Genomic DNA, 24,666 nt, shown 5'->3' with positions numbered 1-24,666 from the left:
CACTGCGTCGATACCTCAAGGAACTGAACCTTGACGTATCGATGCATATGCACCATGTGAAATGTATGACCAAGATAAACCGCTCTTTAAAAAAAAGTCATTCCGACGTTGCCCGCGAGGTCAATCGCTATTGCGTTCTAACCCGCACGCGGCGAATCTCGCGCATCATCACCAGCATCTATGACGAGCAGTTACGACCTTACGGCGTGAACGCACCTCAATTCTCGCTGCTGGTTCTTGTCGCCCGGCTGGGAGGAGCCACTCGTGCCGAAATCGGGCGTGCCAATTACCAGGATCGCTCCACGCTCAGTCGGAATCTCGGCTTGCTTTTGAGTGAGGGATGGATCGAGGAGATTCCCTCCGCCGAAGGGGGGCGAAGCCGGCCGATCGTCATCTCACGATCCGGAAGCGAACTTTTAGTTTCGGCTGCCTCGGGCTGGCGCTCTGCGCAACTAAAAGCCGAGGAATTGCTTGGAAAAAATGGCGTGTCTGCGATCGTACATCTTGCAGATGGTATCGCAGCGGACACAAAAACCGAGCGGACATAGGTGGCACGACACGCTTCGTGGTCACACAACGATGCGTCCCATGCGCGGCGCCTTTGCGAGCGAAAGTTCTAGAGCAAGCTCTTGAAAGGGTTCGAACCATCGACCAGCGATTTCCCTCGTGTCGCTATCGTTGATTTATGGAACTTTTCGAGGGGCTGGAAAACGTAACAACGCGTTCTTCCCTGGAAGGCCCGTGAAAGAGCTCCTGAACCAAAGAGGACCCCAAGAGAAACGAGAGCCACGCCTCCGCATTCGGACATAGTCGGAATCTCACCTAAGATCGGCGCGGCCAACAACGTCGATAAGACTGGTACCAATCACGCGAAAACTGCCCCGCTTGATGCGCCAAGCATTGCAACTGCTCGGTTGAACGCGATCAAAGAAACGACGCTCGTCAGAATCCCCTGGAAGAACACTGCGAATGCTATGCTGCCATAACTGGCCTCTACTATCCCGCGCGGCATCGGAACCAAAAGATAAATGGGCAAAAACAGCAAGGCGGACCAAAACGCGACAACAGCCGCCCCGTGGAGAGGCATCAGTCCCGAACGCCGCAGCGTTACCGGTATACGTCGCCCAAAAAAGAATGCAGATAAAAACAGCGCTTCGCCTACCCAAAGCTGCTGCGAAGAAAATAGAATGGTGGACCCAATCTCATCCGCTTCAAGACATCGACGCTGACGGCGCGCACTCCCATGCAGCCAAGCAGACATTGCAGCCTTGGATCTCCGGCCTTTACGCCACCCCGACCATCGCGCTTGCCCCACTTTTCATCTTGTGGATGGGTGTCGGCATCTGGTCGAAAGTGGTGATGGTCGCGACCCTCGTGATCTTCCCGGTCATCATCAACACCGAAGCCGGCCTGCGCACCACGAGCGTCAATCTGATCGAAATGGTCCGCTGTTTCGGGGCAAACCCGGCGCAGGTGTTCATGAAGGTATCGCTGCCTTCGGCTCTGCCATTCATCTTCGCCGGTCTCAAGCTGGGCATCGGTCGCGGCCTGATCGGCGTGGTCGTAGCCGAGTTATTCGGCTCGCGGGCTGGTATCGGCCAATTGATTTCCCAAGCGGCCGACGCTTTCAACATGCCGCAGCTCTTCGCTGGCGTTGTCCTGCTGGCAATTGCGGGTGTCGGTATGACCTCAGCATTCAGTTGGCTGGAAGGCCGGCTGTTGCACTGGCGGAAGTAACAGCATGACGAATTCACCGAAACTTGCCGTTCGCGGCCTCACCAAGCGATTTAACGATCTGGAAGCCCTCAGTCATATCGATACGGAGATCGCTGCCGGCGAATTCATTTCGATCGTTGGCCCTTCAGGCTGCGGCAAGACGACCTTCCTGCGCATCGTCGCCGGACTCGAACAGGCCAGCAGCGGCGAGATCCGGCTTGATGGAAGGCCAATCACCAAGCCCGGCAGCGACCGTGGCTTCGTCTTCCAACAGGACAATCTGCTGCCCTGGCGGACCATTCTGGCCAACGCCATGATCGGGCCGGAGATCGGCGGCTTCGGTGACAAGGCTCGCGTCCAGGCGACACGTCAGTTGCTGAAGCTGGTGGGGCTCGAAGGTTTCGAGAACTATTATCCAAAACAGCTTTCCGGCGGCATGCGCCAGCGAGTCAATCTCGCCCGCGCCTTGGCGGTCGACCCGGAAATCCTGTTGATGGACGAGCCCTTTTCAGCGCTCGATGCCCAGACACGCGAGATCATGCAGACCGAGCTGATGCGCATCTGGGAAGAAGGGCGTAAGACCGTCCTCTTCGTTACTCACCAGATCGATGAGGCGGTCTATCTTTCCGATCGGGTATTCGTCTTCGCTCGTCGCCCAGGGCGCCTGCAAGAGGTGATAGAGATCAACCTGCCCCGCCCCCGTTCCCTCGCGATCAAGCGCACACCGGAATTCGTGGCCTTGGTCGAGCGCATTTGGAACCTCATAGAATATGAGGTCCGTCAATCTGTACTGGAAGAGATGAGCTGAGAGGCTTGCGCGTATCATCGAGTTGCTGAGAACGGCCCCGCCGAATGCAAGGCAAGGGATCTGGTTCCGTCACAAACTTGCATTGAGGATACGAAACACCTCGCGTCCCCTGGTCATTTGGCGAGGATCTCGAGCTGCGCGGCGAGCGCGACGACGAGAGCGGGTATAATCCGGTTCAAGTCACCAGCACTATGCCAGCGTTTCGTCTCCGTCCACGATCCAGCCGCCAACCTCTTCCACATACCCCGACATGACATACTATCTCATCATCATCGCGAGCTGCGAGCAGCTGCCATGCAAATGTGGAATGAGATCTCCCATCTTCAGGCCGTCTTCGCGGAGGTTCCCCGCCCTGTCCTGCCGGCTTCCGATGAGTTTACAATGCCCGCTGAAGTATAGGCTGAAAACGATTTTTGAATTTTAGGTACTTTTGATATACTCGCCGAATCATAGCGGTAATATGAGGCGTACTATGCAGCGCGGCCTAAAATGCGGCGTCCTTCTGGCAATGGCCGCCTTCTGTGCACCCATAGCCTACGGTGCTGCGAACCAGGACGACGTGGCCACGGGGGAGCGGCTTGCGGCCTTGGTGCGTGCCAGTCGCAGCGTCATCTCAAGCTATCAGGGTCTGATCAACGATGCGTCGATCGGAGACAAGCATCTGACGGGCGGACGTGTGGTCGAAGAGTCGCTCGCCCTTTACAGCAAGAACAACAAACAATCGTTGCCGGACCAGACCTTTACACCGGCGGAGCAGCAATTGTTCGATGCTCAAATTGCGGCGATACGGGAAGTCGTCGACGAAAACCAGGAGGTCATCAATGCTAAGGGCGTGGGCTTTAAAGGATTCATTCCCGCGATTTTTGCCCGCCTGGTCAACGAGCGTCTGGAGAAAAAAGTCGGTGAAACGGCAAAGATAAAGGTCACCGCCCCAGAGGACCTGGTACGCAATAGAAAGGCGCTTCCGGACGATTGGGAACGGCAGGTCATCGAGAGTAAATTCCAGTCAGCGGATTGGCCGAAGGGCAAACCTTTTGTCGAGGAGAGCGAAATGGACGGCCGCCGGGCATTTCGTATGCTCATTCCTGAATACTATTCCCCCTCCTGCCTGACGTGCCATGGCCAGCCCAAGGGCGAGATTGATATCTCAGGCTATCCGAAAGAGGGCGCAGCCGAGGGGGATTTGGGGGGCGCGATCAGCATCACGCTCTTCCAATGAGCGCTTTGGATCTCTTTCGCATCAGGCTCGGCCGCCTGATGGATCGGAAAATCTCGATCCGCCTCGTTTGTCTCTCCGCTGGGCTGCTCGGCGCCCTGTTGGTGAGCGTTGCTTTCATGGCGCATGACCTTCTTGAGAACCAGCGGCGCGTCGAGGAAGCGAATACGCGCTTTCATATGTTCGATGAAGCCGTGCAGGCGTACCGGCATTTTGGCGAGATGCGCTACTGGCTCACCGACTTGTCGGTCAGTCTGCTGACACTCTCGGAGCGACGAGCCGAAACCGCTCGCGACGCGCTGGAGGAAAATCTAGCGAATATCCGGGGTTTTGCGCCGGATGCCGCCAACACCATCGAGCAAGGCTCAAAGGCCTATTATGCAAAGGCGATGCAGGCAGTCGACGCCTATACGGCGGGCAATCGGGTCATCGGAAACACGCAGTTGGCCGCCGCCAAGAAATTCAGCGACGACATCGACACCGTGCTCAAGGGGCTCGAAGCCCGCCTCAGGACAGAGGCCGATGGGGCACGTGACGCAGCTGCCGCGGCAGCGAAGAATACCTACACTCGCGCCCTGATTGCGGTCGCATTGATAACGATAACGGGCGCCATCATGACCTGGCTGGTGCTGCGGTCGATACTGGTTCCCCTCGCCCGTATCGACAAAGCGATGATCCAGCTGATGGAGGAGCAGCAGGATGTCGAATTGCCGCCGGACGGAAGCGACGAGTTCGGCAGGCTTTCAACGACGCTGCGACTGCTGCGGGAAAGCCAAGCCGAGCGGCGCATCCTCGAAGCGGCCGCCGTACGGCAGCGAAATACCGTCATGACGGCAATCGAGACCATCCCGGATGGCTTCGCGTTCTTCGATGCGCAGGATAGGCTGGTCCTTGTCAATCAGCGTTACCTCGAGATATTCCCGGATATTGCGGAACTCATGACGCCCGGAAGGTCCTTCGAGGATATTGCGCGCGCACAGGCGAAGCGCGCCACCGCCGAGATCGGCGCCGGCGGCTCGGAAGCCTGGGTGAAGGAGGCGATCCGGCGCCACCGGGAGCCGCAGGGCATGATCGAGCGGCAATTCGACAATGGAACATGGCTTCGCATCGCCAAGCGCAAGACGCCCGAAGGAGGCACGATTGCCGTTTACACCGACATTACCGACTTGAAACTGCGCCAGGCCGAGTTGGAAGACGCCAGACGCGGCGCAGAGGTCGCAAGTGAAGAAAAGAGCCGCTTTCTCGCCTCCATGAGCCACGAGCTGCGTACGCCCCTCAATGCCATCATCGGCTACAGCGAGATGCTCATCGAAGACGCAAACGAGCTGACGCAGCCGGGCCTCGTTGCCGACCTTGGAAAAATCATGGGGTCAGGACGCCATCTGCTCGCACTGATCAACGATATTCTCGATCTGTCGAAAATCGAGGCGGGGAAGATGGAACTCTATGTCGAGCGTTTCAGTCTGATGCAACTCATCAGCGATGTGGAAAGCACCGTCACACCACTGGTCGCGAAAAAGGGCAATCGGTTGACGCTCAAGGTCTCGGTCGAACCAGACGAGGTCGAGATCGACAAGACCAAGCTCCGACAGAACCTTTTCAACTTGCTATCGAATGCTGCAAAGTTCACCAACCACGGCGAGATCCTGCTCAGCGCGAAACGCAAGTCCGACCGGCACGGTGATTGGCTGGAGTTCAGTGTCCGCGACGACGGGATCGGAATGACCGAGCAGCAGCAGGCAAAGCTCTTCCAGGCGTTCGTGCAGGTCGATTCCTCGACAACGCGAAACTATGGCGGAACCGGTCTCGGCCTGGCGATTACCCAGCATTTTGTCCGGATGATGGGTGGAACTATAGAGGTCGAGAGTGAACTCGGAAAGGGCTCGACCTTTCGCTTCAAGATACCGGCGATCTGCAAGACGCATGAGGTCGAGGAGATCCTGTTGCCAATTGAGGCGCGGGAGGAGGTGCAAACCCACGGAACGGTTCTCGTCATCGACGACGAAGCCAAGGCGCGCAGGTTTGTCTCTGACGTGGTCCGCGGCGCAGGATTTAAGGTTGTGGAGGCCAAGGGCGGTGAGGAGGGCCTCGAAAAAGTACGGAAATTGCGCCCGGATGCCGTTATCCTGGACGTCATCATGCCCGGACAGGATGGTTGGTCGGTGCTGCGCGAAATGAAATCGGATGCAGCGCTTCGCAATATACCGGTCATCCTCGCCACAGTTGTGGGGGATCGTGAGATGGGTCTCGCATTCGGTGCCACCGATCACCTGATCAAACCGATCGATCCGCAACAGCTCATCGACACCTTGAACGCTGTCGCAGGCGATCGGCGACATGACGTGCTTGTGGTCGACGACGACCCGGCGACCCGCGAACTCTTTCGCAGGGTGCTCATTCGCGAAGGCTGGCGTGTTCGGGAGGCTGCCGACGGGCGGCGCGGCCTGGAGCAGCTCGACGCCGGGCGCCCGTCAATCATGGTTCTCGATCTCATGATGCCGAACATGGACGGCTTCGAGTTGCTGAACGTCATTCAGGAAAGACAGGACCTGTCTGACCTTCCGATCGTTGTCGTCACATCGAAGGATCTGAGCCGCGATGAGCTGGATTGGCTTGGCGTGCGGGCGAAGGATGTCATCAGAAAAGGAGCGAAAGGCCGCGCCGAACTGATAGCGGCTTTGAAGCGGCACGTGCCGCTGAGCGAGGATGCCTGAGGAGCGCGAACAGGATGGTCAAGATTCTTCTCGTGGAAGACAATGAGATGAACCGCGACATGCTTTCCCGCCGGCTGGAACGTCGGGGATATGAAGTGGTCGTCGCGACCGACGGTCTTGCCGGCGTAGAGGCGGCGGCGAGCGCGAAGCCCGATCTGGTGTTAATGGACATGAGCCTGCCGGAGATCGATGGTTGGGAAGCAACACGGCGCATCAAGGAGAATCCTGCCACCGCCGATATCCCTGTTATCGCCCTCACGGCACATGCCATGGTCGGCGACCGTCAAAAAGCGATGGATGCCGGCTGCGATGACTATGATACGAAACCCATCGAATTCCCGGGACTGCTCGAAAAGATTTCCCGTTTGACCGGAGGGTGATGGCCGTGGCCCAATCTGCTGACATCGGTCATCGCGTACAGATCGCCAGAATCGCGCAAAAGTTCGCCGATCCGGCGCAGGCGATTCTCGGCTATCAGGAATTGATCCTCGAAGAGGTTCGCCGGCAGGGACCAAGCGGGGCGTTGCCCGATCTGGAAAAGGTGCTCTTCGCCGCTCGGGAATTGAATGCGCAGATTGAGCGGTTCCTCGACGCGGAGCCTTCCGAGAGCCGGAGCCTCTCGCTGTTGCGGCATGACCTCAGAACGCCGATGAACGCGATTCTCGGTTACTCTGAAATGGTCATGGAGGACTTCAATGGTTCGCTCTCCCAACGCCTCGTGGCGGACATATCAAGGATCATTGACGAAACCCGCGCTCTCCTCGCACAGCTCGACAGAGCGAGAGATCCCTCCTCTTTCTATTCGGATGGGAGGTCCGCGGACGAGGCGGACGCGATCCTCGCGGCCGACTTCGCACGAACCATGGCAGCGCGGTCGCCGGCATCGCCCGGGGAGGTCGGCCACATCCTGGTCGTCGACGATACGATGTCGAGCCGTGATCTCCTCGCCAGGCGCCTTGGACGCGACGGACATACAGTGGTCGCCGCAGGTTCAGGCGCAGAGGCGCTGCGGATTCTGGAGACGCAGAAATTCGATCTTGCTTTGGCCGACATCCTGATGCCTGACATGAATGGCATCGAGCTTCTCGGCCATCTCAAATCGGACCGGCGTTGGCGCGAGATCCCGGTGGTCATGATTTCGGGCCTCAAGGAGTATGATGCCGTCGTCCGCTGCATCGAGGCTGGAGCTGAAGACTACCTTCCAAAGCCGATCGATCCGGTTCTCCTGCGTGCGCGTATCAAGGCGTGCCTTGAGCGCAGCCGCTGGCGTGAACGTGAAAAGCGATATCTCTCCGAGATCGAGTTCGAGAAGGAGCGGGCCGATGCGCTGCTTCATGCCATTCTTCCGGGGCAGGTCGTCAAGCGCCTGGCAGAAGGCGAGGAGGTGATCGCAGACCGCGTTGAAATGGCGACGATCCTCTTCGCTGACATCGTCAATTTTACCGAGTTTGCAGCGCGAACCCCGGCAGCTGTTTTGGTGGGGAGGCTTAGCGCGCTGTTCTCGCGTTTCGATGAACTTGCCGACGAGTATGGAATGGAGAAGATCAAGACTATTGGCGATGCCTATATGGCGGCGGCCGGGTTACCGGACCCTCGCCCGGATCATGCCGCGGCAGCGGTTGCTTTCGGCAAGGCGTTGCTGGCGGAAATGACCAAGGAGACCGGTCCGGAACCGCCGCTCAGCTTGCGCATTGGCATAAACAGCGGGCCGGTCATTGCCGGCCTGATCGGCCGAAAACGCTTCGTCTACGATGTCTGGGGCCATACGGTAAACGTTGCGAGCCGCATGGAATCTTGCGGCATCCCCGGACGAATTCAGATATCGCAAAGCACGTACGAGGCGCTCGGAGAGAGCTCTCTGGATGTCCATCAAGAAGTCATGGAGATCCAAGGCATCGGAAAATACGTCACCTACCTAATTTGATAGTCGTGGCCCACACCGCAGGCAGCGACGATACCGTGGGGGGCAGCTACAATGGCCTGTTCGTGAAATTTTTCGCGAACCCAATGAGACCTTGGCGGAAACTGAGGACGCAGACCACGAAAATGGTTCCCTGCGCCACCGTCACCCAAGCGCCGAGCGGGGCCAGGTAGCTCTGCATCGAGACGATCACTGCCGCTCCCAGGATCGGACCGAAGATGGACCCGAGGCCGCCGACCAGCGTCATCAAGATGACCTCGCCCGACATCGACCAGTGGATGTCGGTAAGAGAAGCCAGCTGGAAGACGATTGCCTTGGTGGAGCCGGCAACGCCTGCAAGTGTGGCCGACAGAACAAAGATCAGCAGCTTGTAACGATCGATGTCATAACCGAGCGACGTCGCGCGCTGTTCGTCATCCCGGATCGCCTTGCAGACCTGCCCGAACGGCGAATGGATGACGCGGTAAAGGAGCAGCAGGCCGCCGACGAAAATCACAGTCGTCATCACATAAAGCGTCATGTCGCTCGAAAGATCGATCAAGGAAAACAGCGCGCCTCGGGGAACGGCCTGAATTCCATCTTCGCCGCCCGTGAACTCCGGCGCCTGCAGCGCGAAGAAGTAGAGCATCTGTGCCAGGGCCAGCGTGATCATCGCAAAATAGATACCCTGTCTGCGAATGGCGATAGCGCCAAATATCAAACCGACGACCGCAGCAACAACGGTTCCGGCCAGAATCGCGCATTCCGGGGTGAAATGCCAATGTTTGGCGGCATAGGCGGTCGTATAGCTCGCTATGCCGAAGAAGGCGGCGTGACCGAAGGAGAGAAGGCCGCCAAAGCCAAGCAGCAGATTGAATGCCAGCGCAAACAGCGCAAAGCATAAGACCTTCATGATGAAGACTGGGTACAAGAAGAACGGTGCAACTGCCAGGAACGCCACGAGCCCGAGAATAACCCTGCGATGTAGTCTTGCGACCGCCCTTTCGGTGTCTCTGTTTGACGGATTCGCCATGGGCAAGAGTGTGGTCGTGATTGTTGTCATTGCCGAGTCCTCCCTTTCGAACATGGCAGCGGCCTAAGCGATCCGTCCGAACAGACCGGCCGGCTTGATGAGGAGTACGAGCACCATGATCGCGAAAATCACCGTAGACGACGCCTCGGGATAAAAGACCTTGGTGAGGCCCTCGACGACACCCAGGCCAAAACCGGTCACGATCGAACCCATGATCGATCCCATGCCGCCAATGACCACAACGGCAAAGACGACGATGATCAGATCGCCACCCAAATTGGCGTCCACAGAGTAGATCGGAGCGGCGAGCACGCCGGCGAAGGCGGCGAGCGCCACGCCGAAACCGTAAGTCAGTGTCACGAGAAGCGGCACGTTAATGCCGAAAGCCTGGGTCAGGACGGGATCTTCCGTTGCCGCGCGCAGATAGGCTCCGAGCTTGGTCTTCTCGATGAGGAACCAGGTCGCAAGACAGACGACAAAGGATGCGCAGATCACCCATCCTCGATAGATCGGCAGGATCATGAAGCCGAGATTCCTTGCGCCCTGCAGGGCATTGGGGATCTGGTAGGGCAGACCGGTTGATCCGAAGCCGTTCCGAAACAGCCCCTGCACGATCAGTGCAATGCCGAAGGTCAAGAGCAATCCGTAGAGATGATCGAGATGGGCAATGCGGACAATCAATGTTCGCTGGACGAGGATGCCGATCGCGCCGACCAGGACGGGTGCGAGCAGGAGCGCATACCAATAGTTAATTCCGAGGTAATTAAGCCCGATCCACGCGATGAAGGCGCCCATCATATAGAGTGCTCCGTGGGCGAAATTGATGATGTTCAGCAGTCCGAAGATGATTGCGAGACCGAGACTGAGGGTCGCATAGAACGCCCCGTTGATCAGGCCAAGAAGGACCTGTCCGAGCAACACCTGCGTTGGAACACCGAGGAAATCCAGCATGGCCTAAACTCCCAGATAGGCGTGAAGTTTGTCGCTGTTTGCCGCGACCGCATCGGCATCGATCACGTCGATGACACGACCCTGTTCGACGACGTAATGCCGGTCGGCGAGGCTCGCCGCGAAACGGAAATTCTGTTCGACGAGCACGATCGTGAACCCGTCTTCTTTGAGGTGGGCGATGATGGCGCCGATCTGATCGACGATGACTGGCGCAAGTCCTTCCGTCGGTTCATCGAGAAGCAGGAGCCGCGCGCCGGTGCGAAGAACGCGGCCGATTGCGAGCATCTGCTGCTCGCCGCCGGAGAGCTTCGTGCCCTGACTTGCGATCCGCTCCAGAAGATTGGGGAACAGTTCGTAGATGCGCTCGAGGCTCATACCCCCTGCCCGCACGATAGGCGGCAGAAGAAGATTTTCCTTAACCGAGAGCGAGGCAAAAATGCCCCGGTCTTCGGGGACATAGCCGATGCCGTGCCTGCCGATCAAGCACGACGACATCTTCGCCATTTCCTTACCCTCGAAGAGGATCGAGCCGCGACGCCGGGCAAGTATGCCCATAATGGCTTTCAATGTCGTGCTCTTTCCCGCGCCGTTCCGGCCGAGAAGAGTGATCACTTCGCCCGGGGCCACCTCGAAATTCATGCCATGCAAGACATGGCTATCGCCATACCAGCCGTGCAGATTTTCGACCTTTAGCAGAGGATCCGCGGATGCCGAGGTGGCGAGAATAGCTGCGGTATCAATGGACATGATGACCCCCCGAACCGATATAGGCCTCGATCACGCGGGGATCCTTGGAGACTGAGGCGTAATCCCCCTCGGCCAGCACCTGCCCTCTTGCAAGAACCGTGATCCTGTCGGAAAGAGAGGCGACGACCGAAAGATTGTGCTCGACCATCAGGATCGTGCGCTGCGCCGAGACCGTCCGGATCAGAGCTTCGATCCGATGGACATCTTCCTGCCCGAGACCCGCCATCGGCTCGTCGAGCAGCAGCAGCTCTGGATCGAGGGCAAGCGTTGTTGCGATTTCGAGCGCGCGTTTTCGTCCGTAGGAAAGCTCGCCGGCCGGGACCTCCGCGTAACCGGTCAGGCCGACGGCTTGAATGAGATGCATCGCCTCTTGATCCAGTGCATGGAGCACCCGCTCCGACCGCCAGAAATCGAAGCAACTGCCGCGCTTGCGCTGCAGCGCGATCCGGATATTGTTGCGAGCCGTCAGCTTGGGAAAGACCGCCGAAATCTGAAACGAGCGTACGAGGCCAAGACGAGCGACCTCCGCAGGCTTGCGCCCAGTGACATCGCGCCCGTTATAGACAATCCTGCCGCGGCTCGGGGCAAAGAACTTCGTCAGGAGATTGAAGCAGGTCGTCTTGCCGGCCCCGTTCGGTCCAATCAACGCATGGATCGAACCTCGCTTGACCTGAAGATCAACGTTATTGACAGCGGTAAAACCACCAAAGTGTTTCGTCAGGCCAGAGGTGGATAGAATAATGTCACTCATGGGAACGACTCCATCGAAACGGAAACGGGACGCCGGCGGCGCTTGATGGGCAAGCAGTCCCTATGACTGCAGCTCCAAACGAGACGGTGCCTCAGGACAGTGCGATCCGATGCGACACCGTCTTGATCTGCGTGTAGTGCAACAACCCTTCCGCTCCGCCCTCGCGGCCGTAGCCGCTATCCTTGACACCGCCGAAGGGTGTCTCGGCAACGGAGGCTTCGAGGGTGTTGATGGAGACGTTTCCAGCTTCAATCTCGCGAGAGAGCCGGTCGACATTTTCGGCCGAATGGGTGAAGCCATAGGCTGCGAGCCCGAAGGGCAGGCTGTTTGCCTTTTCGATCGCGTCATCGAGAGACGAGACCGGGTTGATCACGGCGAGCGGTCCGAATGGTTCTTCGTGCATCACCCGGGCGTCCGAAGGCAGGTCAGCAAGGACGGTTACCGGGAAAAAGTAACCACGGCGACCGAGCGTCTCTCCACCGGCCAGCAATCGCGCGCCCTTGGCGGTCGCATCCTCGACCAGAGCCCGCATGGCATCGATCCGGCGGCTGTTAGCGAGCGGGCCCATCTGCACAGATGGATCAAGACCGTTGCCGATGGCGAAAGCGCGCGCCCGTTCTGCAAAAGCCTGGACGAACCGGTCATACAGCGACTGGTGCACGAAAAAGCGCGTCGGCGACGTGCAGACCTGTCCGCAATTTCTGGCCTTGCGAGTGACCGAGATATGGGCGGCGGCAACCGGGTCGACATCGTCGCAGACGATGACCGGGGCGTGTCCGCCTAGCTCCATCAGCACCGGCTTCATGTTCCGCGCAGCGATCTCGGTCAAATGCTTGCCAACCGCGGTCGAGCCGGTAAAGGCAATCAGGCGGGTCTCCTCTTGCGGAATAAGATAGTTCGATATTTCTGCCGGTACGCCGAAGACGAGGTTGAACACGCCGCGTGGGAGGCCGGCATCATGCAAGGCCCTCGCGATATGAAGCGCTCCAGCCGGCGTCTCTTCGGCTGCCTTGATGATGATGGAACACCCGGCCGCCAATGCCCCGGCAATTTTTCTGGATGGCTGGCTCATCGGGAAATTCCATGGCGAGAAGGCGGCAACCATGCCGATCGGCTGATGGTGGACGATGTAGGAAATGCCCGGTTCGCTTGGAATAACACGACCATAAGTGCGCTGCGCCTCGCCCGCATCCCATTCGAAGAATTCGCAGCCCCTGATGACTTCGAGGCGTGATTCTGACAGGGGCTTCCCCTGCTCAAGCGTGATTGCAGTGGCGATCTCTTCGACGCGCTCGCGCATCAGGGCCGCAGCCTTGAGCAACACTTCGGCACGCCGTCTTGGTGCGGTCTTGCTCCAGATCCGGAAGCCCTGGCGAGCCGCCTCGAGCGCGTCGTCCAGATCGGATGTTTCGGCCTTCGGGAGCGCACCCAGAATTGATTCATCGGCGGGGTTGATGACGGGCTGGTCGCTCTTGGTCTTGCGCCAGGCGCCATCGATGTAAAGCTTAAGATCGGGGTAAGAATGGCTGGTCATGAACCGCTCCTGATGATTGTCGAGATCCGCATCGCGTCCATGCGAATGACAGCGGATGGTGGCTTAGAAGATGGTCTCAGGTCTTTGTCGGAGGCGCGAGACGATAGGGAAGGTCATCTGACGAGAGGAACGAACCTGTTCTCGACCAGACGGACCAGCGACAGGGCGGCCATCTCCGATGATTTCGGATTTGCAGCGAGAGGCCGGTTCTCAATGACAACGTTCAAGCGACCGAATTCGCCACTGACGGCAAGCTCATGGCGATTGGTCTCCGCAGCCGGATCGGCGACGAGCTCGACCTGCGTGCGGTCGAGGCCGATGCCCGATAGTGCCGCTACCGCCGAGACATTGGCGTTTTGCGGAAAGCGCGACGCAGCCTCGCGTGCACTTCCCGAAAAGAACGTCGTCGGGCCGGCGACACCGTCGAGCGTGATAATCTGTTCCGCCGCGGTGCCGGCCCAGGCACGCGGCGGCTTGATGATCCGATGCGTCACTGCTTCAAGCGGCAGGGCGGCGGCGGCGGCAATGGCGTCGATGCCCGCAAGCGCACCCGGAGGCACGATCAACTGGCTGCCATGTTCCCGCGCCGCTTTTTGCAGGCGTTCGAACAGCCCATCATCACAAAATGCACTCGCGGAGGCGACCACGAAACCGCCGGAGTGGCGCAAAGCGTGCTCACCCCATTGCGCAACGGCGCCGCGACCCGCAGCTTCTACCACAAGGTCCAGCTCGAGTTGCCAAAGTACCGACGGGTCAGTGATAACGGGAATGCTGTCAGGTACCCCGATGGCGTCGGCAATGTCTGCGAGTGCGACGGCGGCGAAGACCACATCGTCGCCGTGCCGTTCTTTCAGAAGTTCCGCCACACGGCGATTGATGGCGCCCCAGCCTACAAAACATAGGCGAAGCGGCATTCGGACGCGATTCAGCGCGCTCATTGGATCTACCCCGCATGAGTTCGTCCCGCAGATGATGCGGTGATGTCTGGAATGAGTTGGTGAACAGGCCTACCGGCCGGCTGGCCTTACAGGCAAACCCAGCCGGCGGGCGGTTCCTTGCCGGGATGGAGCGTGCCGCAATGCTTGCAGGTTCGCGCCTGCTCGTTGCCGTAGAATTCCCTGTAAAGCGGCGGCAGATCGTCGACAATGCTCACGAGGTCGACTTCGACCCGGTGGACGAGGTTGGAGCATTCGAAGCAATACCACTCGAATGCATCGAGCCAGCCTTCCGGTCGCTTCGGTTCGACCACCAGCCCGATCGAGCCCTCCTGGGGCCGCTGGGGCGAGTGACGCACATGCGCAGGAAGCAGAAATATCTCCCCTTCGCGGACCGGTACGTCGTAGTGATTGCCGTCGTCCACCACCTTGAGGACCATGTCGCCCTTCAACTGGTAGAAGAATTCCTCGACGGGATCGTCGTGGAAGTCGGTTCGCTTGTTCGGGCCGCCGACGACCGTCACCATCAGATCGGCATCGGTCCAGACCTGCTGGTTGCCGACGGGCGGCTTCAGCAGATGCTGGTGTTCCTCGATCCATTTCGCGAAATTGAATGCCTTGAGACGACCTGTAATAGACATTGCTCAACCTCTCTTCGTTCCTGGCGCCGGTGCGCTTACAATTTCAGTCCGCATGCTTCGAACGCCGCACGCGTGATTGCCTTTTCCTGATCGGTCAGCTCCAGGAGCGGCGGCCTGACCCGGCCGCCGACCTGGCCGAGCAGCTCCTGCCAGTATTTCTGATGGGCATGCGGCTTTTCCGGAGGCCGGGTGTTGCGCAATGCGTCTCGAACGGGCCGCAGGCTATCGCGAATGGCACGTGCCTTATCCGCATCGCCGGCAAAGGCGAGATCGGTATATTCGCGCATCCGGAGATCGTTTGCGGTTTGCAGCAGATAAGGCGGCGACGAGCAGAGATAGAGTTGCCAACCGAGCTCCAATATATTGTCCAGCCACTCTTCCTCCGAAGCCGTGCTGACAAGGATGCGGTCGCCGGCAAGCCGGGTGAGCTCCGCATACATCGGGCGCGCCACGCTGTACTTGATCGCGACGACGTTCTCGATATCGGCAAGGCGATTGCACAGTTGCGGAGACATGAGATAGCCACTGTCTGGATGACTCCACAGCGCGATACCGATATCCACGCTGTCTGCGATCGTCCGGTAGTAATTGTAGACGGTCTCGTCCTGGGCCTTGAAGAAGTGCAGCGTCGGCGCGTGAACGACGATATAGTCGGCTCCGACCTCCTGGGCGTGCCGTGCAAGTTCGATGACCACGTCCATGTTCTGATCGGAACATGACATGATCGTCGAGGCATTGGGTCCGACGGCGTCGACAGCGAGCTTAAACGCCCGCTTACGTTCGTCGAGGGACATCGAGAAAAACTCGCCCTGCTTGCCGGCAATGAACAGGCCGTCGATTTTCAGATCCTGGGTCCAGTGACGGATATTGTCGCGGAACCCGTCTTCATCGATCGACAGCGTCGACGTGAAGGGCATCAACGCGGCAGCCCAGATCCCTCGCATGTTCTGGCGGGCATAAGCCTTGGCATCTTTCTTGGCATATTTCATTGAACCTACCTTCGTTTCTTATCGAGACCACTGGATTGGCCGTGTCCGCGCCGCCGGCCAGGAACTGGGGGCATGGCCGGCGGCATTGGCGGCACTCGCCGGCATTTGTCGGAGCCGGGCAATGACCGTCGAGAGATTGCGATTGGGCTTCGAGAGCCGCGTCGGCAACGGTTTCGTTCATCGCGCGTTGCTCCTCCCCGCTTTCGAACGAGATGATGTTCTCATCCTTGCAGCTATACAACAATGCGGGGTATTGATATTAATTAAGAGGATTTTCTTATGAATTGGAGTGGACATGGCCGTTTCCCTTCGTCAGATCGAGGCATTCCTGGCAGTCGTCGAATGGGGCAATTTTACCAAGGCCGCCGAGGCGTTGCGGGTTGCCCAGCCTGCACTGTCCGCCCTTGTGCGCGATCTCGAGGCCGAGCTCGGATTGCGGCTGCTCGACAGGACCACCCGGCGGGTTGAACTCACCGAGGCGGGTCGGGAATTCCAGGGCGCGAGCGCGAAGATCATCGAGGATCTGCAGGCGGCGATCGCCAATGCCGGGGAGATCGCCCAGCGCAAACGCGGCCGTCTTCTGGTTGCCGCTCCGCCTTTGCTGGCAGCGGTGATGTTGCCGCAGGCGATCGCCGAGCTCCACCGTGACTATCCAGGCTTGAAGATCGGCATCATGGATGCGCGCAGCGACATTATCGTCGAAGCCGTTCGCAACGGTCAGGTTGACTGCGGTATTGGGACCTTCTCCGCTCTCGAACGAAACATCGAACGATCGACCCTGACGCATGACCAACTTATGGTGTTTTGCAACCACACCAGCAGCTTTGCCGACCGCCAAAGCGTCGACTGGGAGGAGCTCGCCGGTCAACCCTTGATCACGCTCACGCGCGATAGCGGCATTCGGCTGCTCGTCGAAGTCGGCTTCGAACATGTCCGGGTGGCATTGGAACCAGCTTATGAAGTCACGCAGATCACCACCGCGCTCGCGCTGGTGCGTGCAGGCCTCGGCGTCGCCGTTCTTCCTACCTACGCGCGTGCCGTCGAGATGGACACGGTGCTTGCAAAGCCGTTGCTTCATCCGTCGATTGTCCGCGATATCATCATGATTCGTCCGAGCGATAGATCGAAGTCACCGGCATTGTTGGCATTCGAAACGGTGGTGAGGCGCTGCGCCAGGCGGCTGGCGCCTGCTCCGTCGGGGACAGGCGAGGAAACGCTCAAGCTCGGCGTGTCCTCGGACGCCGACCAAAAATAACCCTGTCAATCCCACGTCGATCTTGGGAAGCGGACCTCAAACGCGCGGCTTGCCTTCTTGATTAAAGGGAGGAACCGGCACGATCATGCGGTCTTCCGTCCGGCAATAGGTCGGCCCGCCAAGGCGTCCGATCGGGTGATATCGATCAACCCGGACGCGGACCTTCTCCTCGTCGACGAGGTCGTCGCGGAAATGCATGCTGACGATCTCGCCAAGCACGATGCTTCTGAAACGGCCAACCTCCAGTACTTTGAAGAGCTTGCATTCCCAGGCAATCGGGGCTTCCTTTATTCGTGGCACTGCAACCGTCAGGGATGGCGCGAGCGTCAGCCCCACTGCCTCGACCTCGGATACCTCGGCCGGATGATCCGTCCCGCAGTGGACGGCGGGGCCAAGGATAGCTTCGTCGACCATATTGACGACGAACTCACCGCCCGCCTCGATATTGTTGAAGGTGTCTTTACGCTCGCCGCAGCGATGGCTCTCGTCGCCATACAGATCGATGCCGATGGCAAAAAGCGGCGGTTCCTCGCACATATAGTTGAAGGCGCTGAAAGGCGCCGCATTGCATTTGCCATCCGCCCGAAGGCTCGTGACAAGCGCGATCGGACGAGGCCCCACGCTTCCAGTGATAAGCCAATAGCGTTCGCGTAAGCTCAGATCAGCCATTGCGAAGTCGGTCATGCTCTTGCCTCTCTGATCCGTCCCAACTGGGTGACCATCATCGCCGACAACCGCGTTGCGGCAATCGACAAATTCTGATCGGAAAAGCCCTCCTCGGATAAGGCGGCTGGTGCATTGGGCACCGCCAGATCCTCTGGCATCACCAGAGCGCCCATTTTGCTAAGAATGGCCCTCAGATGACTGATGGCCCGCAGAGCGCCGAAAGGCCCAATCGAAGTGCCGACGATCAAAACCGGCTTGAGTTGGAATGGCGCCAAGCCGCCGAGGCCCTCGGTTGGACGCGAGCACCAATCGATCATATTCTTCAGGATCGGCGTGACCGATCCGTTATATTCCGGGCAGGCAATCAAGAGACCGTCATGTTCGTCGATCAGCTCACGTAGTTCGATCGCCGCGGCAGGCACGCCGTCTTCAGCCTCGAGGTCGCCATCGTAAAACGGTAGCACGTAGTCGCGAAGCGAGATCGTCTGAACAGCGACGCCCTGTATGCGCAAGAGGTCGGACATGAAGCGCAGCAACAGTCCATTCCATGAACCCCGCCGAACACTTCCGCAAATCGCCAGCACGTTTCCGGCGAGCGGTCGATCGGACCGTTGCTCCAACATCTCAATCTTCATGATATTCGATCTCGCCCTTCGGAAGCAGGAATATGAAGGTGCAGGTGCCGCCCGAGACTGTCGGATAGTGGCTCGTTCCCGGCGGGAAGACCTTCCACCCCTCGCCCGTGTCGCAGAACCGGCTTTGCGGATCGACGGGCTGGATCATATTGATCTCGCCGAGGGGATGCTTGTGATACTTGCCCTTGACGTCCTTGAGCCTGGCGCTCTCGATCACGAAATCGTGGACACCATCGGCCGCAATGCCGAGGCGCCCGCGCCGGTAGTCCGCTCCGTCGATAACCTGATAGCAGGCCCAGTTCTCTTCGATACCGCTTCGCAGCAGTTGCTTCATTTCCTGGAAACGGGCGGTTTCCGGCCCATAGTCGCGGTTCAAACGCTTCTCGAGTTCTTCGTTCAACGGACTGCCGCCGATAAAAGCGACAAGCCGCTCCAGATGGTTCATGAGTGCCGGTTTATGTGTTCCGGTTGGAAGGCCATCGTCGTTGATCATCTCTTCTCCCCTTCGTGCGGATCGTTCGATGGCGGCCAATGCTATTGATAACCCTGAAGGCCGTTTGCGCCGGATTGATGCGTTTTTCGCGCGATTGACACGAAATGGCTGGAGGAGCCGCAAACGTCCCCACGGCCTGTTGCGCAACACGTTCGCTGCTGCCTTCATAATGGCGGCAACAAATACAGTTGGGGAACGGACATGAAAAAACTCACGCTGACTTTGCTGGTATGCGGCCTTCTCGGCGCCACCAGCGCCAATGCGGAAATCACCGACGGTGTCGTGCGGATCGGCGTTATGACGGACTATTCCGGCATGTTCTCCGCGCTCTCCGGGCCGGGCGGCGCGGTCGCGGCACGCTTGGCCGTCGAGGATTTCGGAGGAAAGGTCGCCGGTATACCGATCGATGTCATCACAGCGGACCATCAGAACAAGCCCGACCTAGGGTCCACCATCGTGCGCAAATGGTATGACGAAGATGGTGTCGATCTCGTCCTTGATGTTCCGAATTCATCGGTTGCGCTAGCAGTTCAAGCGATTGCCAAGGAACGGAAAAAACTGGTGATCTACGCGGCCGCCGGGACGGCCGACCTCACCGGTAAGGGCTGCATACCGACCAGCTTCCAATGGGTCTGGGACACGTACTCGGTCGCTGCTTCGACCGGTCGGGCACTGCTCGACGAGGGTTCGAAGAAATGGTTCATTATCGCCGCTGACTACGCCTTCGGACAGACGATGGCGGCCGACATCAGCAAGGTCGTCACGGCTGGCGGCGGTACCGTCGTCGGCGTCACCAAGCACCCCATCAACACGCCGGACCTCTCCTCCTTCATCCTGCAGGCCCAGGGGGCGAATCCCGACGTCGTTGCCCTTGCCAATGGCGGCTCGGATACTGTCAACGCGGTCAAGCAGTTTGCGGAATTCGGCGTCGGCGCCAGTGGAACCAAGCTGGCCGGCCTCGCGGTGTTCATCACTGATATCCACGGAATTGGCCTCGAAAGCGCCCAGGGCCTGGTGCTGACGACAGGTTTCTACTGGGACCGAACCGATAAGACGCGGGAATGGTCTAAACGCTTCTTTGCAAAGCACGGCGCAATGCCTTCGATGGCGCAAGCCGGCGTCTACTCTGCCGTCACACACTATCTTCAGGCCGTCGAAGCGCTGAAGGACGACAATCCAGAACGGGTCGCCCAAAAAATGCGCGAAACGCGCGTCCACGATATTTTCGCAGATGACGGATATATCCGGGCGGACGGGCGTCTGGTCCATGACATGTATCTGGCCCAGGTCAAAAAGCCGAGCGAAGTGCGCTATCCCTGGGATTACTACAATATTATCAGAACCATTCCCGGTGATCAGGCGGTTCGCCCCCTCGCCGAAAGCACTTGCCCACTCGTGACCCAATGAACCGACCGCTTCCGTGCTCGCTTAATCGCGGCACGGAGGATGGCGCGACGCCGAGGGATTGCTGCAGAATTATGACATGTTAATGTAACCGATAAGAAACATTGGAGGAGAGCATAAGTCGGGAGGATGGCATGGTCTCGTTGAACGAACTTTCAAAAAGAGAAGGCGTTGATCTTGTCGACATGGCCGGTATCAACGCCTCGTGGCCAATGCCCGTGGCGATCTGGAACGCGCCTCAGGGGTTTGACACCAGCGCCCAACCGGACCACCAACCATGCTGCGTCATCGCACTCAGACTGTCGGGCTCGCTGGTTCATAGGGTGGGTTCGGCCAGAGAAAGGCGCGAGCGCTTGCGGCCGCGCGGGTTTTCAGTGCATCCAGCTCGACGCGACCTGCGATTTGTTGCTCCCTCCGCCATCCGGTTTGCCCACATCTATGTCAGCGAAGCATTTCTTCGGGACGTTGCGGGGCTGGCCGCCTACCCCGCGCCTGATGAAGGCGATCTCGGGGAAAACGACCGCGTCATGTATGAGGATTCCGAGATGATGTTCAATCTCGAATCCTATGTCCGCCGCGCCTTCGAAGCCACCGACCGACCAACGAAATTCGAGATGGAAAGCCGGGCAAATCTCATTGCTTTGCGACTGCTCCAACATAGCCTTGGGTTGCGGCATGATGACCCCACGTCGGCCAAAGGGGAACTTGCTCCCTGGCAGGTGCGTCGCATTTGCACCTATCTCGAGGAGAATTTCGATCGCGTCGTTCGGCTCGAGGAGCTCGCCGATCTGCTCGGCGTCAGCAAGGAGCACCTCTGTCGCGGCTTCCATCGTGCCACCGGCAAGCCTCCCGTCCAATGGCAGCTGTCAAAGCGTATGGAAGTGGCATGCCGACTTCTGTCGACGACGCAGGCCTCATTGACCAGCATTGCACAGGAAGTCGGCTATGCGGGACAAAGCTCCTTCGGAAATGCGTTTCGCGACATTATCGGGATGACACCCTGCGAGTATCGGCGTGGGCATCTCTCGGCAGACAACTGAAGAGGCGATGCCATGCGATGGCGCGGCCGGCCCGGCGCAAAGTCTAGAGCAAGCCGCTCGGCCAGCATCGCTTACGACCGCTTGATCCCACCCATCGCCCGATCTTCTTCTCGGATGGTTGCTGCGCGATGGAAATGAAGTGGCTCGAGGATTTCCTCGTCCTGGCGGAGACAAGAAATTTTTCGAAGTCCGCCATCTCCCGCCACGTCACCCAGTCGGCGTTCAGCCGCAGGATCCGCTCGCTCGAAGTGTGGTTGGGTGTGCCACTCCTCGATCGCAGCACCTATCCGGTTTCCTTGACTGAGGAGGGGCGTCAATTTCGAGAGACCGCGGAAGAGATGGTCCGCATGCTGGCGCTCGCGCGATCCGATCTTCGAAGCCGCAACAATGTCTCAGACGGCCAGGGCATCGCAGTAACGGGTCTGCATACGCTATGTCTTACGTTCCTTCCGACCTGGCTCGCTGAAGTGGAGACCACATTCGGGCCGACACGCAGCAGGGTACTTCCGGACAATCTCGACATCTGCGTGCAAGCTCTCATCGATGGCGGATATGATGTCCTTTTGACCTACCACAATCCCAGCGTGGTGATGCCGCTTGATCCTTCAGAGCATCTCCATCAGGTCGTCGGTCATGACGCATTGTCGGCAGTCGCCTCGCCGCCAGATCGCCGCCGATGGGGTAAGGAAAGCGGCGCCTTTCCGCTTCTCCAATATTCCAGAGGCTCGTTTCTTGGCTTGATGGCCTCGGTCGCGCAGAACCACGAGGGAGCTCCGGAAACTTTTCCTGCCCATCGGAACGAGAATTCTATGGCGGAAGGCTTGAGGTCCATGGCGGTTGGGGGGGCATGGCCTTGCCTGGCTACCACGCAGCCTCGTCAGGCGCGAGGTCGCGGCAGGGGATCTTATGATCGTCGGTCCCGACATGCCGATGGAAATCCGCCTCTATCGCAGCCGCAATCGCTCACGTGCGTTTTTGGAGAGAGTGTGGCGTGCCGCTGGGACCTTTGACAAGCCAGACTATGCGACATCGGAATAGATCAGACCGGATATGAATTGGCCAGCTGTAGGTGCCGCGCTAAGAGACTGCGATTACAGGAGGGATTTGCATGTCAGGTCGAGAGATGCGGCGCGAGCACGATCTATTGGGAGAACGGGGTATTCCTCGCGAGGCATATTTCGGTATCCACACATTGCGGGCGACCGAGAACTTCAAGATCACCGACCAACCGATTTCGTCCTGCCCTGATCTTATCTTCGCGCTAGCAGCGATCAAGGAGGCGGCGGCGCTCACAAACTACACGTCGGGACGACTGGACGAAGAACGCACGCAGGCGATTGTGGCAGCCTGCCGTGAGATCAGGGCCGGCAGTCTGCACGGTCAGTTTGTCGTCGACCTCATCCAGGGCGGTGCCGGAACATCGACCAACATGAATGCCAATGAGGTGATCGCCAACCGCGCCCTCTAAATAATGGGGCATGACCGTGGCGACTACCATGTCCTGCATCCCAACGAGCACGTCAACATGAGTCAGAGCACCAACGACGTCTATCCGTCGGCTTTGAAGATTGCCGCCTGGAACGGAGCCACACGCCTTGACCAGGCGCTCGACCTCTTGCGGATCGCCTTTGCCGGCAAGGCCGATGAGTTTGCGGACATCGTGAAGATCGGGCGAACCCAGCTGCAGGACGCCGTGCCGATGACGCTCGGACAGGAATTCGGTGCTTTCGCCCATATGCTCGCCGAGGACCAGTTTCGCCTTAGGGAGGCCGCATCGCTCTTATGCGAGATCAATATGGGAGCGACGGCAATCGGCACTGGAATCAACGCTCCGCCAGGTTATGCTTCGCTCGTTCGCACCTATATCGCGGAGATCACCGACGTTCCGGTCACGACGGCCGTCAATCTCATCGAGGCGACCCAGGACTGTGGAGCTTTCGTCCATTTGTCAGGCGTCCTGAAACGAATCGCTGTCAAGCTTTCGAAGATCTGCAACGATCTGCGGCTTCTTTCCAGTGGTCCTCGCGCCGGCTTTGCCGAAATCTGCCTGCCTGCCCGGCAGGTGGGCTCGCCGATCATGCCCGGCAAGGTTAATCCCGTAATTCCCGAACTGGTCAATCAGGTGGCGTTTGAGGTGATCGGCAACGATGTCACGATAAGCTTCGCCGCCGAGGCCGGTCAGTTGCAGCTCAACGCCTTCGAACCGATCATCGCCTACAGCCTGTTCAACAGCCTGCGGCATCTGCGGGCGGCCTGCGTTTCGCTCGCTGACAACTGCGTTCGCGACATTCGCGCCAACCGCGAGGTGATGCGTGCCGCACTGGAGCGATCCATCGGTATTGCGACCGCGCTCAATCCGCATATCGGCTACGCTGCCGCCACGGCGGTCGCCACCGAGGCGCTCGCGACTGGGCGTGGCGTCTACGAGATCGTCCTCGAAAAGCAGCTGCTAGAGCGAGAGACGCTTGATCGGCTCCTCAATCCGGATGTCCAAGCGTGCGCAGCCTTCAGCCTCGACGAGGCCGCTATCCAAAACGTTTCAACGATTTAAACCATGGCCCGATCGCGTCACCCGGACAGATTTCCGGACGGCTCGCCTTCGCCCCATTGAAAATTCCTGCTTTTTATCTTCAACGTATCTAGGTACCGAACCGTAGCTGCTTTAGCTTGCACATATAAAAGTGTGCCTCGAAACATGGCCGAGTATTTTTCAATTGGTGTTCGCTTTGAACGGATACGAATCCTTGCCCGGTCGTTTGGCGCTAAATGCCGACCTTCAAAGGTACGTTAGACTCCCTGCTCAGCAAGCCTTCGCACCCTTTATGCACGACGCGAGATGAAGTCGCCAATTGTTTTCGGGACAGGGTGCTTGCTCCCTTCTTCCGCCGATTCTGCAATCAGAGCATCGACCTCCCCGCCAATAGCCACTGCAATTCTCTTCAATAGCCGTTGATAGCCATTACATTTCACGCCTTACGTATAAGTATGGAGTCAGTCGTATAGTCTCGCTATCAGACGTCCCCGACGTGTATCCGACCAGATCGTACACAAGTCCATGTGCGGTCCAGCCGGTGTGCAACTAGGATAGGATACTTGTGCGTTTCGAGATTCGAGGTCCCTATGTCCGAAGTCGATTGGCTAAGCCATCTCTTGCAAATCATCACCGTTACCGGCCAGCTCGAGGTCCGCTGTGCCTACGGTGCGCCGTGGCGCGTTGCCTGGAGCCAGGCTGCGGCGA

Annotated in this window: 23 protein-coding genes and 3 pseudogenes; 14 read left to right on the top strand and 12 right to left on the bottom strand. The window is 58.8% G+C overall.

All coding sequences use genetic code 11. The features are described 5' to 3' along the window. The first annotated feature begins 65 nt into the window (after window positions 1-65). Complete coding sequence (locus tag HGP14_RS31095; protein ID WP_168833691.1) at window positions 66-548, top strand: MarR family winged helix-turn-helix transcriptional regulator; 483 nt, start codon at window positions 66-68, stop codon at window positions 546-548. Between the two features lie 317 nt (window positions 549-865). On the opposite strand, the gene HGP14_RS31090 is transcribed toward HGP14_RS31095, so the two are convergent. Continuing rightward, the gene (locus tag HGP14_RS31090) at window positions 866-1,261 is read right to left on the bottom strand and encodes a hypothetical protein (RefSeq protein WP_168833690.1); all 396 of its coding nucleotides are present in this window, start codon (window positions 1,259-1,261) and stop codon (window positions 866-868) included. Between HGP14_RS31090 and HGP14_RS31085 the strand changes: the two genes are divergently transcribed. From HGP14_RS31085 to HGP14_RS31060, 7 genes and pseudogenes are all read left to right on the top strand, one after another. Further along, window positions 1,261-1,737: an ABC transporter permease gene (locus tag HGP14_RS31085; protein ID WP_168833689.1), complete on the top strand. Its 477-nt coding sequence runs from the start codon at window positions 1,261-1,263 to the stop codon at window positions 1,735-1,737. The genes HGP14_RS31090 and HGP14_RS31085 overlap by 1 nt on opposite strands. 4 nt (window positions 1,738-1,741) lie before the next feature. After that, on the top strand, window positions 1,742-2,524 hold the full coding sequence (locus tag HGP14_RS31080) for an ABC transporter ATP-binding protein (RefSeq protein WP_168833688.1): 783 nt from the start codon (window positions 1,742-1,744) through the stop codon (window positions 2,522-2,524). A 145-nt stretch (window positions 2,525-2,669) separates the two neighbouring features. Further along, window positions 2,670-2,851 (top strand): annotated as a pseudogene (locus HGP14_RS36865) (IS6 family transposase); the annotation flags it as partial. A gap of 145 nt (window positions 2,852-2,996) precedes the next feature. Beyond that, on the top strand, window positions 2,997-3,743 hold the full coding sequence (locus tag HGP14_RS31075; RefSeq protein WP_168833687.1) for a DUF3365 domain-containing protein: 747 nt from the start codon (window positions 2,997-2,999) through the stop codon (window positions 3,741-3,743). Then, entirely contained in the window at window positions 3,740-6,454 is a 2,715-nt protein-coding gene (locus HGP14_RS31070) for a response regulator (protein ID WP_168833686.1), read from the top strand. The genes HGP14_RS31075 and HGP14_RS31070 overlap by 4 nt, the downstream gene beginning before the upstream one ends. 14 nt (window positions 6,455-6,468) lie before the next feature. Then, entirely contained in the window at window positions 6,469-6,834 is a 366-nt protein-coding gene (locus HGP14_RS31065; protein ID WP_168833685.1) for a response regulator, read from the top strand. Further along, the gene (locus HGP14_RS31060) at window positions 6,834-8,378 is read left to right on the top strand and encodes an adenylate/guanylate cyclase domain-containing protein (protein WP_168833684.1); all 1,545 of its coding nucleotides are present in this window, start codon (window positions 6,834-6,836) and stop codon (window positions 8,376-8,378) included. The genes HGP14_RS31065 and HGP14_RS31060 overlap by 1 nt, the downstream gene beginning before the upstream one ends. Window positions 8,379-8,424: 46 nt before the next feature. Here the strand turns inward: HGP14_RS31060 and HGP14_RS31055 are convergent, their stop codons facing one another. The 8 genes from HGP14_RS31055 to HGP14_RS31020 all read right to left on the bottom strand — a co-directional run bounded on the left by HGP14_RS31055 (window position 8,425) and on the right by HGP14_RS31020 (window position 15,935). Then, a complete protein-coding gene (locus HGP14_RS31055) occupies window positions 8,425-9,417 on the bottom strand; it encodes a branched-chain amino acid ABC transporter permease (RefSeq protein ID WP_168833683.1) in 993 nt (330 codons plus the stop codon). 33 nt (window positions 9,418-9,450) lie between these two features. Next, window positions 9,451-10,338, bottom strand: coding sequence for a branched-chain amino acid ABC transporter permease (locus tag HGP14_RS31050; protein WP_168833682.1), 888 nt, complete (start codon window positions 10,336-10,338; stop codon window positions 9,451-9,453). A gap of 3 nt (window positions 10,339-10,341) precedes the next feature. After that, window positions 10,342-11,085, bottom strand: a complete 744-nt coding sequence (locus HGP14_RS31045; protein WP_168833681.1) for an ABC transporter ATP-binding protein — start codon at window positions 11,083-11,085, stop codon at window positions 10,342-10,344. Next, window positions 11,075-11,836 (bottom strand): ABC transporter ATP-binding protein, encoded by a 762-nt coding sequence (locus tag HGP14_RS31040; RefSeq protein ID WP_168833680.1) that lies wholly within the window; start codon window positions 11,834-11,836, stop codon window positions 11,075-11,077. Before HGP14_RS31040 ends, HGP14_RS31045 begins: the two co-directional genes overlap by 11 nt. A gap of 91 nt (window positions 11,837-11,927) precedes the next feature. Further along, a complete protein-coding gene (locus HGP14_RS31035) occupies window positions 11,928-13,370 on the bottom strand; it encodes an NAD-dependent succinate-semialdehyde dehydrogenase (RefSeq protein ID WP_168833679.1) in 1,443 nt (480 codons plus the stop codon). A gap of 113 nt (window positions 13,371-13,483) precedes the next feature. After that, window positions 13,484-14,308 (bottom strand): aspartate dehydrogenase, encoded by an 825-nt coding sequence (locus tag HGP14_RS31030; protein WP_168833678.1) that lies wholly within the window; start codon window positions 14,306-14,308, stop codon window positions 13,484-13,486. Between the two features lie 86 nt (window positions 14,309-14,394). Further along, window positions 14,395-14,946, bottom strand: coding sequence for a 3-hydroxyanthranilate 3,4-dioxygenase (locus tag HGP14_RS31025; protein ID WP_168833677.1), 552 nt, complete (start codon window positions 14,944-14,946; stop codon window positions 14,395-14,397). Window positions 14,947-14,981: 35 nt separating this feature from the next. Continuing rightward, a complete protein-coding gene (locus HGP14_RS31020) occupies window positions 14,982-15,935 on the bottom strand; it encodes a dihydrodipicolinate synthase family protein (protein ID WP_168833676.1) in 954 nt (317 codons plus the stop codon). A gap of 295 nt (window positions 15,936-16,230) precedes the next feature. Here HGP14_RS31020 and HGP14_RS31015 point away from each other — a divergent pair, with 295 nt between their 5' ends. Then, window positions 16,231-17,190 (top strand): LysR family transcriptional regulator, encoded by a 960-nt coding sequence (locus tag HGP14_RS31015; RefSeq protein WP_168833675.1) that lies wholly within the window; start codon window positions 16,231-16,233, stop codon window positions 17,188-17,190. Between the two features lie 36 nt (window positions 17,191-17,226). On the opposite strand, the gene HGP14_RS31010 is transcribed toward HGP14_RS31015, so the two are convergent. The 3 genes from HGP14_RS31010 to HGP14_RS31000 are packed head-to-tail and all read right to left on the bottom strand — an operon-like array spanning window position 17,227 to window position 18,984. After that, window positions 17,227-17,874, bottom strand: a complete 648-nt coding sequence (locus HGP14_RS31010; protein WP_168833674.1) for a flavin reductase family protein — start codon at window positions 17,872-17,874, stop codon at window positions 17,227-17,229. After that, entirely contained in the window at window positions 17,871-18,491 is a 621-nt protein-coding gene (locus HGP14_RS31005; protein WP_168833673.1) for an NADPH-dependent FMN reductase, read from the bottom strand. Before HGP14_RS31005 ends, HGP14_RS31010 begins: the two co-directional genes overlap by 4 nt. Next, complete coding sequence (locus HGP14_RS31000; protein WP_168833672.1) at window positions 18,481-18,984, bottom strand: DUF4863 family protein; 504 nt, start codon at window positions 18,982-18,984, stop codon at window positions 18,481-18,483. The genes HGP14_RS31005 and HGP14_RS31000 overlap by 11 nt, the downstream gene beginning before the upstream one ends. Window positions 18,985-19,185: 201 nt before the next feature. Between HGP14_RS31000 and HGP14_RS30995 the strand changes: the two genes are divergently transcribed. From HGP14_RS30995 to HGP14_RS35945, 5 genes and pseudogenes are all read left to right on the top strand, one after another. Further along, on the top strand, window positions 19,186-20,391 hold the full coding sequence (locus tag HGP14_RS30995) for an ABC transporter substrate-binding protein (RefSeq protein WP_168833671.1): 1,206 nt from the start codon (window positions 19,186-19,188) through the stop codon (window positions 20,389-20,391). Window positions 20,392-20,522: 131 nt separating this feature from the next. Beyond that, the gene (locus HGP14_RS30990) at window positions 20,523-21,428 is read left to right on the top strand and encodes an AraC family transcriptional regulator (protein ID WP_168833670.1); all 906 of its coding nucleotides are present in this window, start codon (window positions 20,523-20,525) and stop codon (window positions 21,426-21,428) included. Between the two features lie 128 nt (window positions 21,429-21,556). Then, window positions 21,557-22,438, top strand: a complete 882-nt coding sequence (locus HGP14_RS30985) for a LysR family transcriptional regulator (RefSeq protein WP_312862231.1) — start codon at window positions 21,557-21,559, stop codon at window positions 22,436-22,438. Between the two features lie 98 nt (window positions 22,439-22,536). Continuing rightward, window positions 22,537-23,979, top strand: a pseudogene (locus HGP14_RS30980) (aspartate ammonia-lyase). A gap of 569 nt (window positions 23,980-24,548) precedes the next feature. Beyond that, a pseudogene (locus tag HGP14_RS35945) lies at window positions 24,549-24,666 on the top strand (AraC family transcriptional regulator); the annotation flags it as partial.

This window comes from Rhizobium sp. P32RR-XVIII, assembly GCF_012641395.1.
Taxonomy (GTDB): Bacteria; Pseudomonadota; Alphaproteobacteria; order Rhizobiales; family Rhizobiaceae; genus Rhizobium.
Note: the sequence above shows the minus strand (reverse complement) of the source record. Positions and strands in the feature narration are given on the sequence as shown.

What these genes read in the sequence shown, in the direction of transcription:
- HGP14_RS31095 (WP_168833691.1), top strand. Translation starts at nt 66, where the DNA reads ATGACCAAGATAAACCGCTCTTTAAAAAAAAGTCATTCCGACGTTGCC.
- HGP14_RS31090 (WP_168833690.1), bottom strand. Translation starts at nt 1,261, where the DNA reads ATGTCTGCTTGGCTGCATGGGAGTGCGCGCCGTCAGCGTCGATGTCTT.
- HGP14_RS31080 (WP_168833688.1), top strand. Translation starts at nt 1,742, where the DNA reads ATGACGAATTCACCGAAACTTGCCGTTCGCGGCCTCACCAAGCGATTT.
- HGP14_RS31075 (WP_168833687.1), top strand. Translation starts at nt 2,997, where the DNA reads ATGCAGCGCGGCCTAAAATGCGGCGTCCTTCTGGCAATGGCCGCCTTC.
- HGP14_RS31070 (WP_168833686.1), top strand. Translation starts at nt 3,740, where the DNA reads ATGAGCGCTTTGGATCTCTTTCGCATCAGGCTCGGCCGCCTGATGGAT.
- HGP14_RS31065 (WP_168833685.1), top strand. Translation starts at nt 6,469, where the DNA reads ATGGTCAAGATTCTTCTCGTGGAAGACAATGAGATGAACCGCGACATG.
- HGP14_RS31060 (WP_168833684.1), top strand. Translation starts at nt 6,834, where the DNA reads ATGGCCGTGGCCCAATCTGCTGACATCGGTCATCGCGTACAGATCGCC.
- HGP14_RS31055 (WP_168833683.1), bottom strand. Translation starts at nt 9,417, where the DNA reads ATGACAACAATCACGACCACACTCTTGCCCATGGCGAATCCGTCAAAC.
- HGP14_RS31050 (WP_168833682.1), bottom strand. Translation starts at nt 10,338, where the DNA reads ATGCTGGATTTCCTCGGTGTTCCAACGCAGGTGTTGCTCGGACAGGTC.
- HGP14_RS31045 (WP_168833681.1), bottom strand. Translation starts at nt 11,085, where the DNA reads ATGTCCATTGATACCGCAGCTATTCTCGCCACCTCGGCATCCGCGGAT.
- HGP14_RS31040 (WP_168833680.1), bottom strand. Translation starts at nt 11,836, where the DNA reads ATGAGTGACATTATTCTATCCACCTCTGGCCTGACGAAACACTTTGGT.
- HGP14_RS31035 (WP_168833679.1), bottom strand. Translation starts at nt 13,370, where the DNA reads ATGACCAGCCATTCTTACCCCGATCTTAAGCTTTACATCGATGGCGCC.
- HGP14_RS31030 (WP_168833678.1), bottom strand. Translation starts at nt 14,308, where the DNA reads ATGAGCGCGCTGAATCGCGTCCGAATGCCGCTTCGCCTATGTTTTGTA.
- HGP14_RS31025 (WP_168833677.1), bottom strand. Translation starts at nt 14,946, where the DNA reads ATGTCTATTACAGGTCGTCTCAAGGCATTCAATTTCGCGAAATGGATC.
- HGP14_RS31020 (WP_168833676.1), bottom strand. Translation starts at nt 15,935, where the DNA reads ATGAAATATGCCAAGAAAGATGCCAAGGCTTATGCCCGCCAGAACATG.
- HGP14_RS31015 (WP_168833675.1), top strand. Translation starts at nt 16,231, where the DNA reads ATGGCCGTTTCCCTTCGTCAGATCGAGGCATTCCTGGCAGTCGTCGAA.
- HGP14_RS31010 (WP_168833674.1), bottom strand. Translation starts at nt 17,874, where the DNA reads ATGACCGACTTCGCAATGGCTGATCTGAGCTTACGCGAACGCTATTGG.
- HGP14_RS31005 (WP_168833673.1), bottom strand. Translation starts at nt 18,491, where the DNA reads ATGAAGATTGAGATGTTGGAGCAACGGTCCGATCGACCGCTCGCCGGA.
- HGP14_RS31000 (WP_168833672.1), bottom strand. Translation starts at nt 18,984, where the DNA reads ATGATCAACGACGATGGCCTTCCAACCGGAACACATAAACCGGCACTC.
- HGP14_RS30995 (WP_168833671.1), top strand. Translation starts at nt 19,186, where the DNA reads ATGAAAAAACTCACGCTGACTTTGCTGGTATGCGGCCTTCTCGGCGCC.
- HGP14_RS30990 (WP_168833670.1), top strand. Translation starts at nt 20,523, where the DNA reads ATGGTCTCGTTGAACGAACTTTCAAAAAGAGAAGGCGTTGATCTTGTC.
- HGP14_RS30985 (WP_312862231.1), top strand. Translation starts at nt 21,557, where the DNA reads ATGGAAATGAAGTGGCTCGAGGATTTCCTCGTCCTGGCGGAGACAAGA.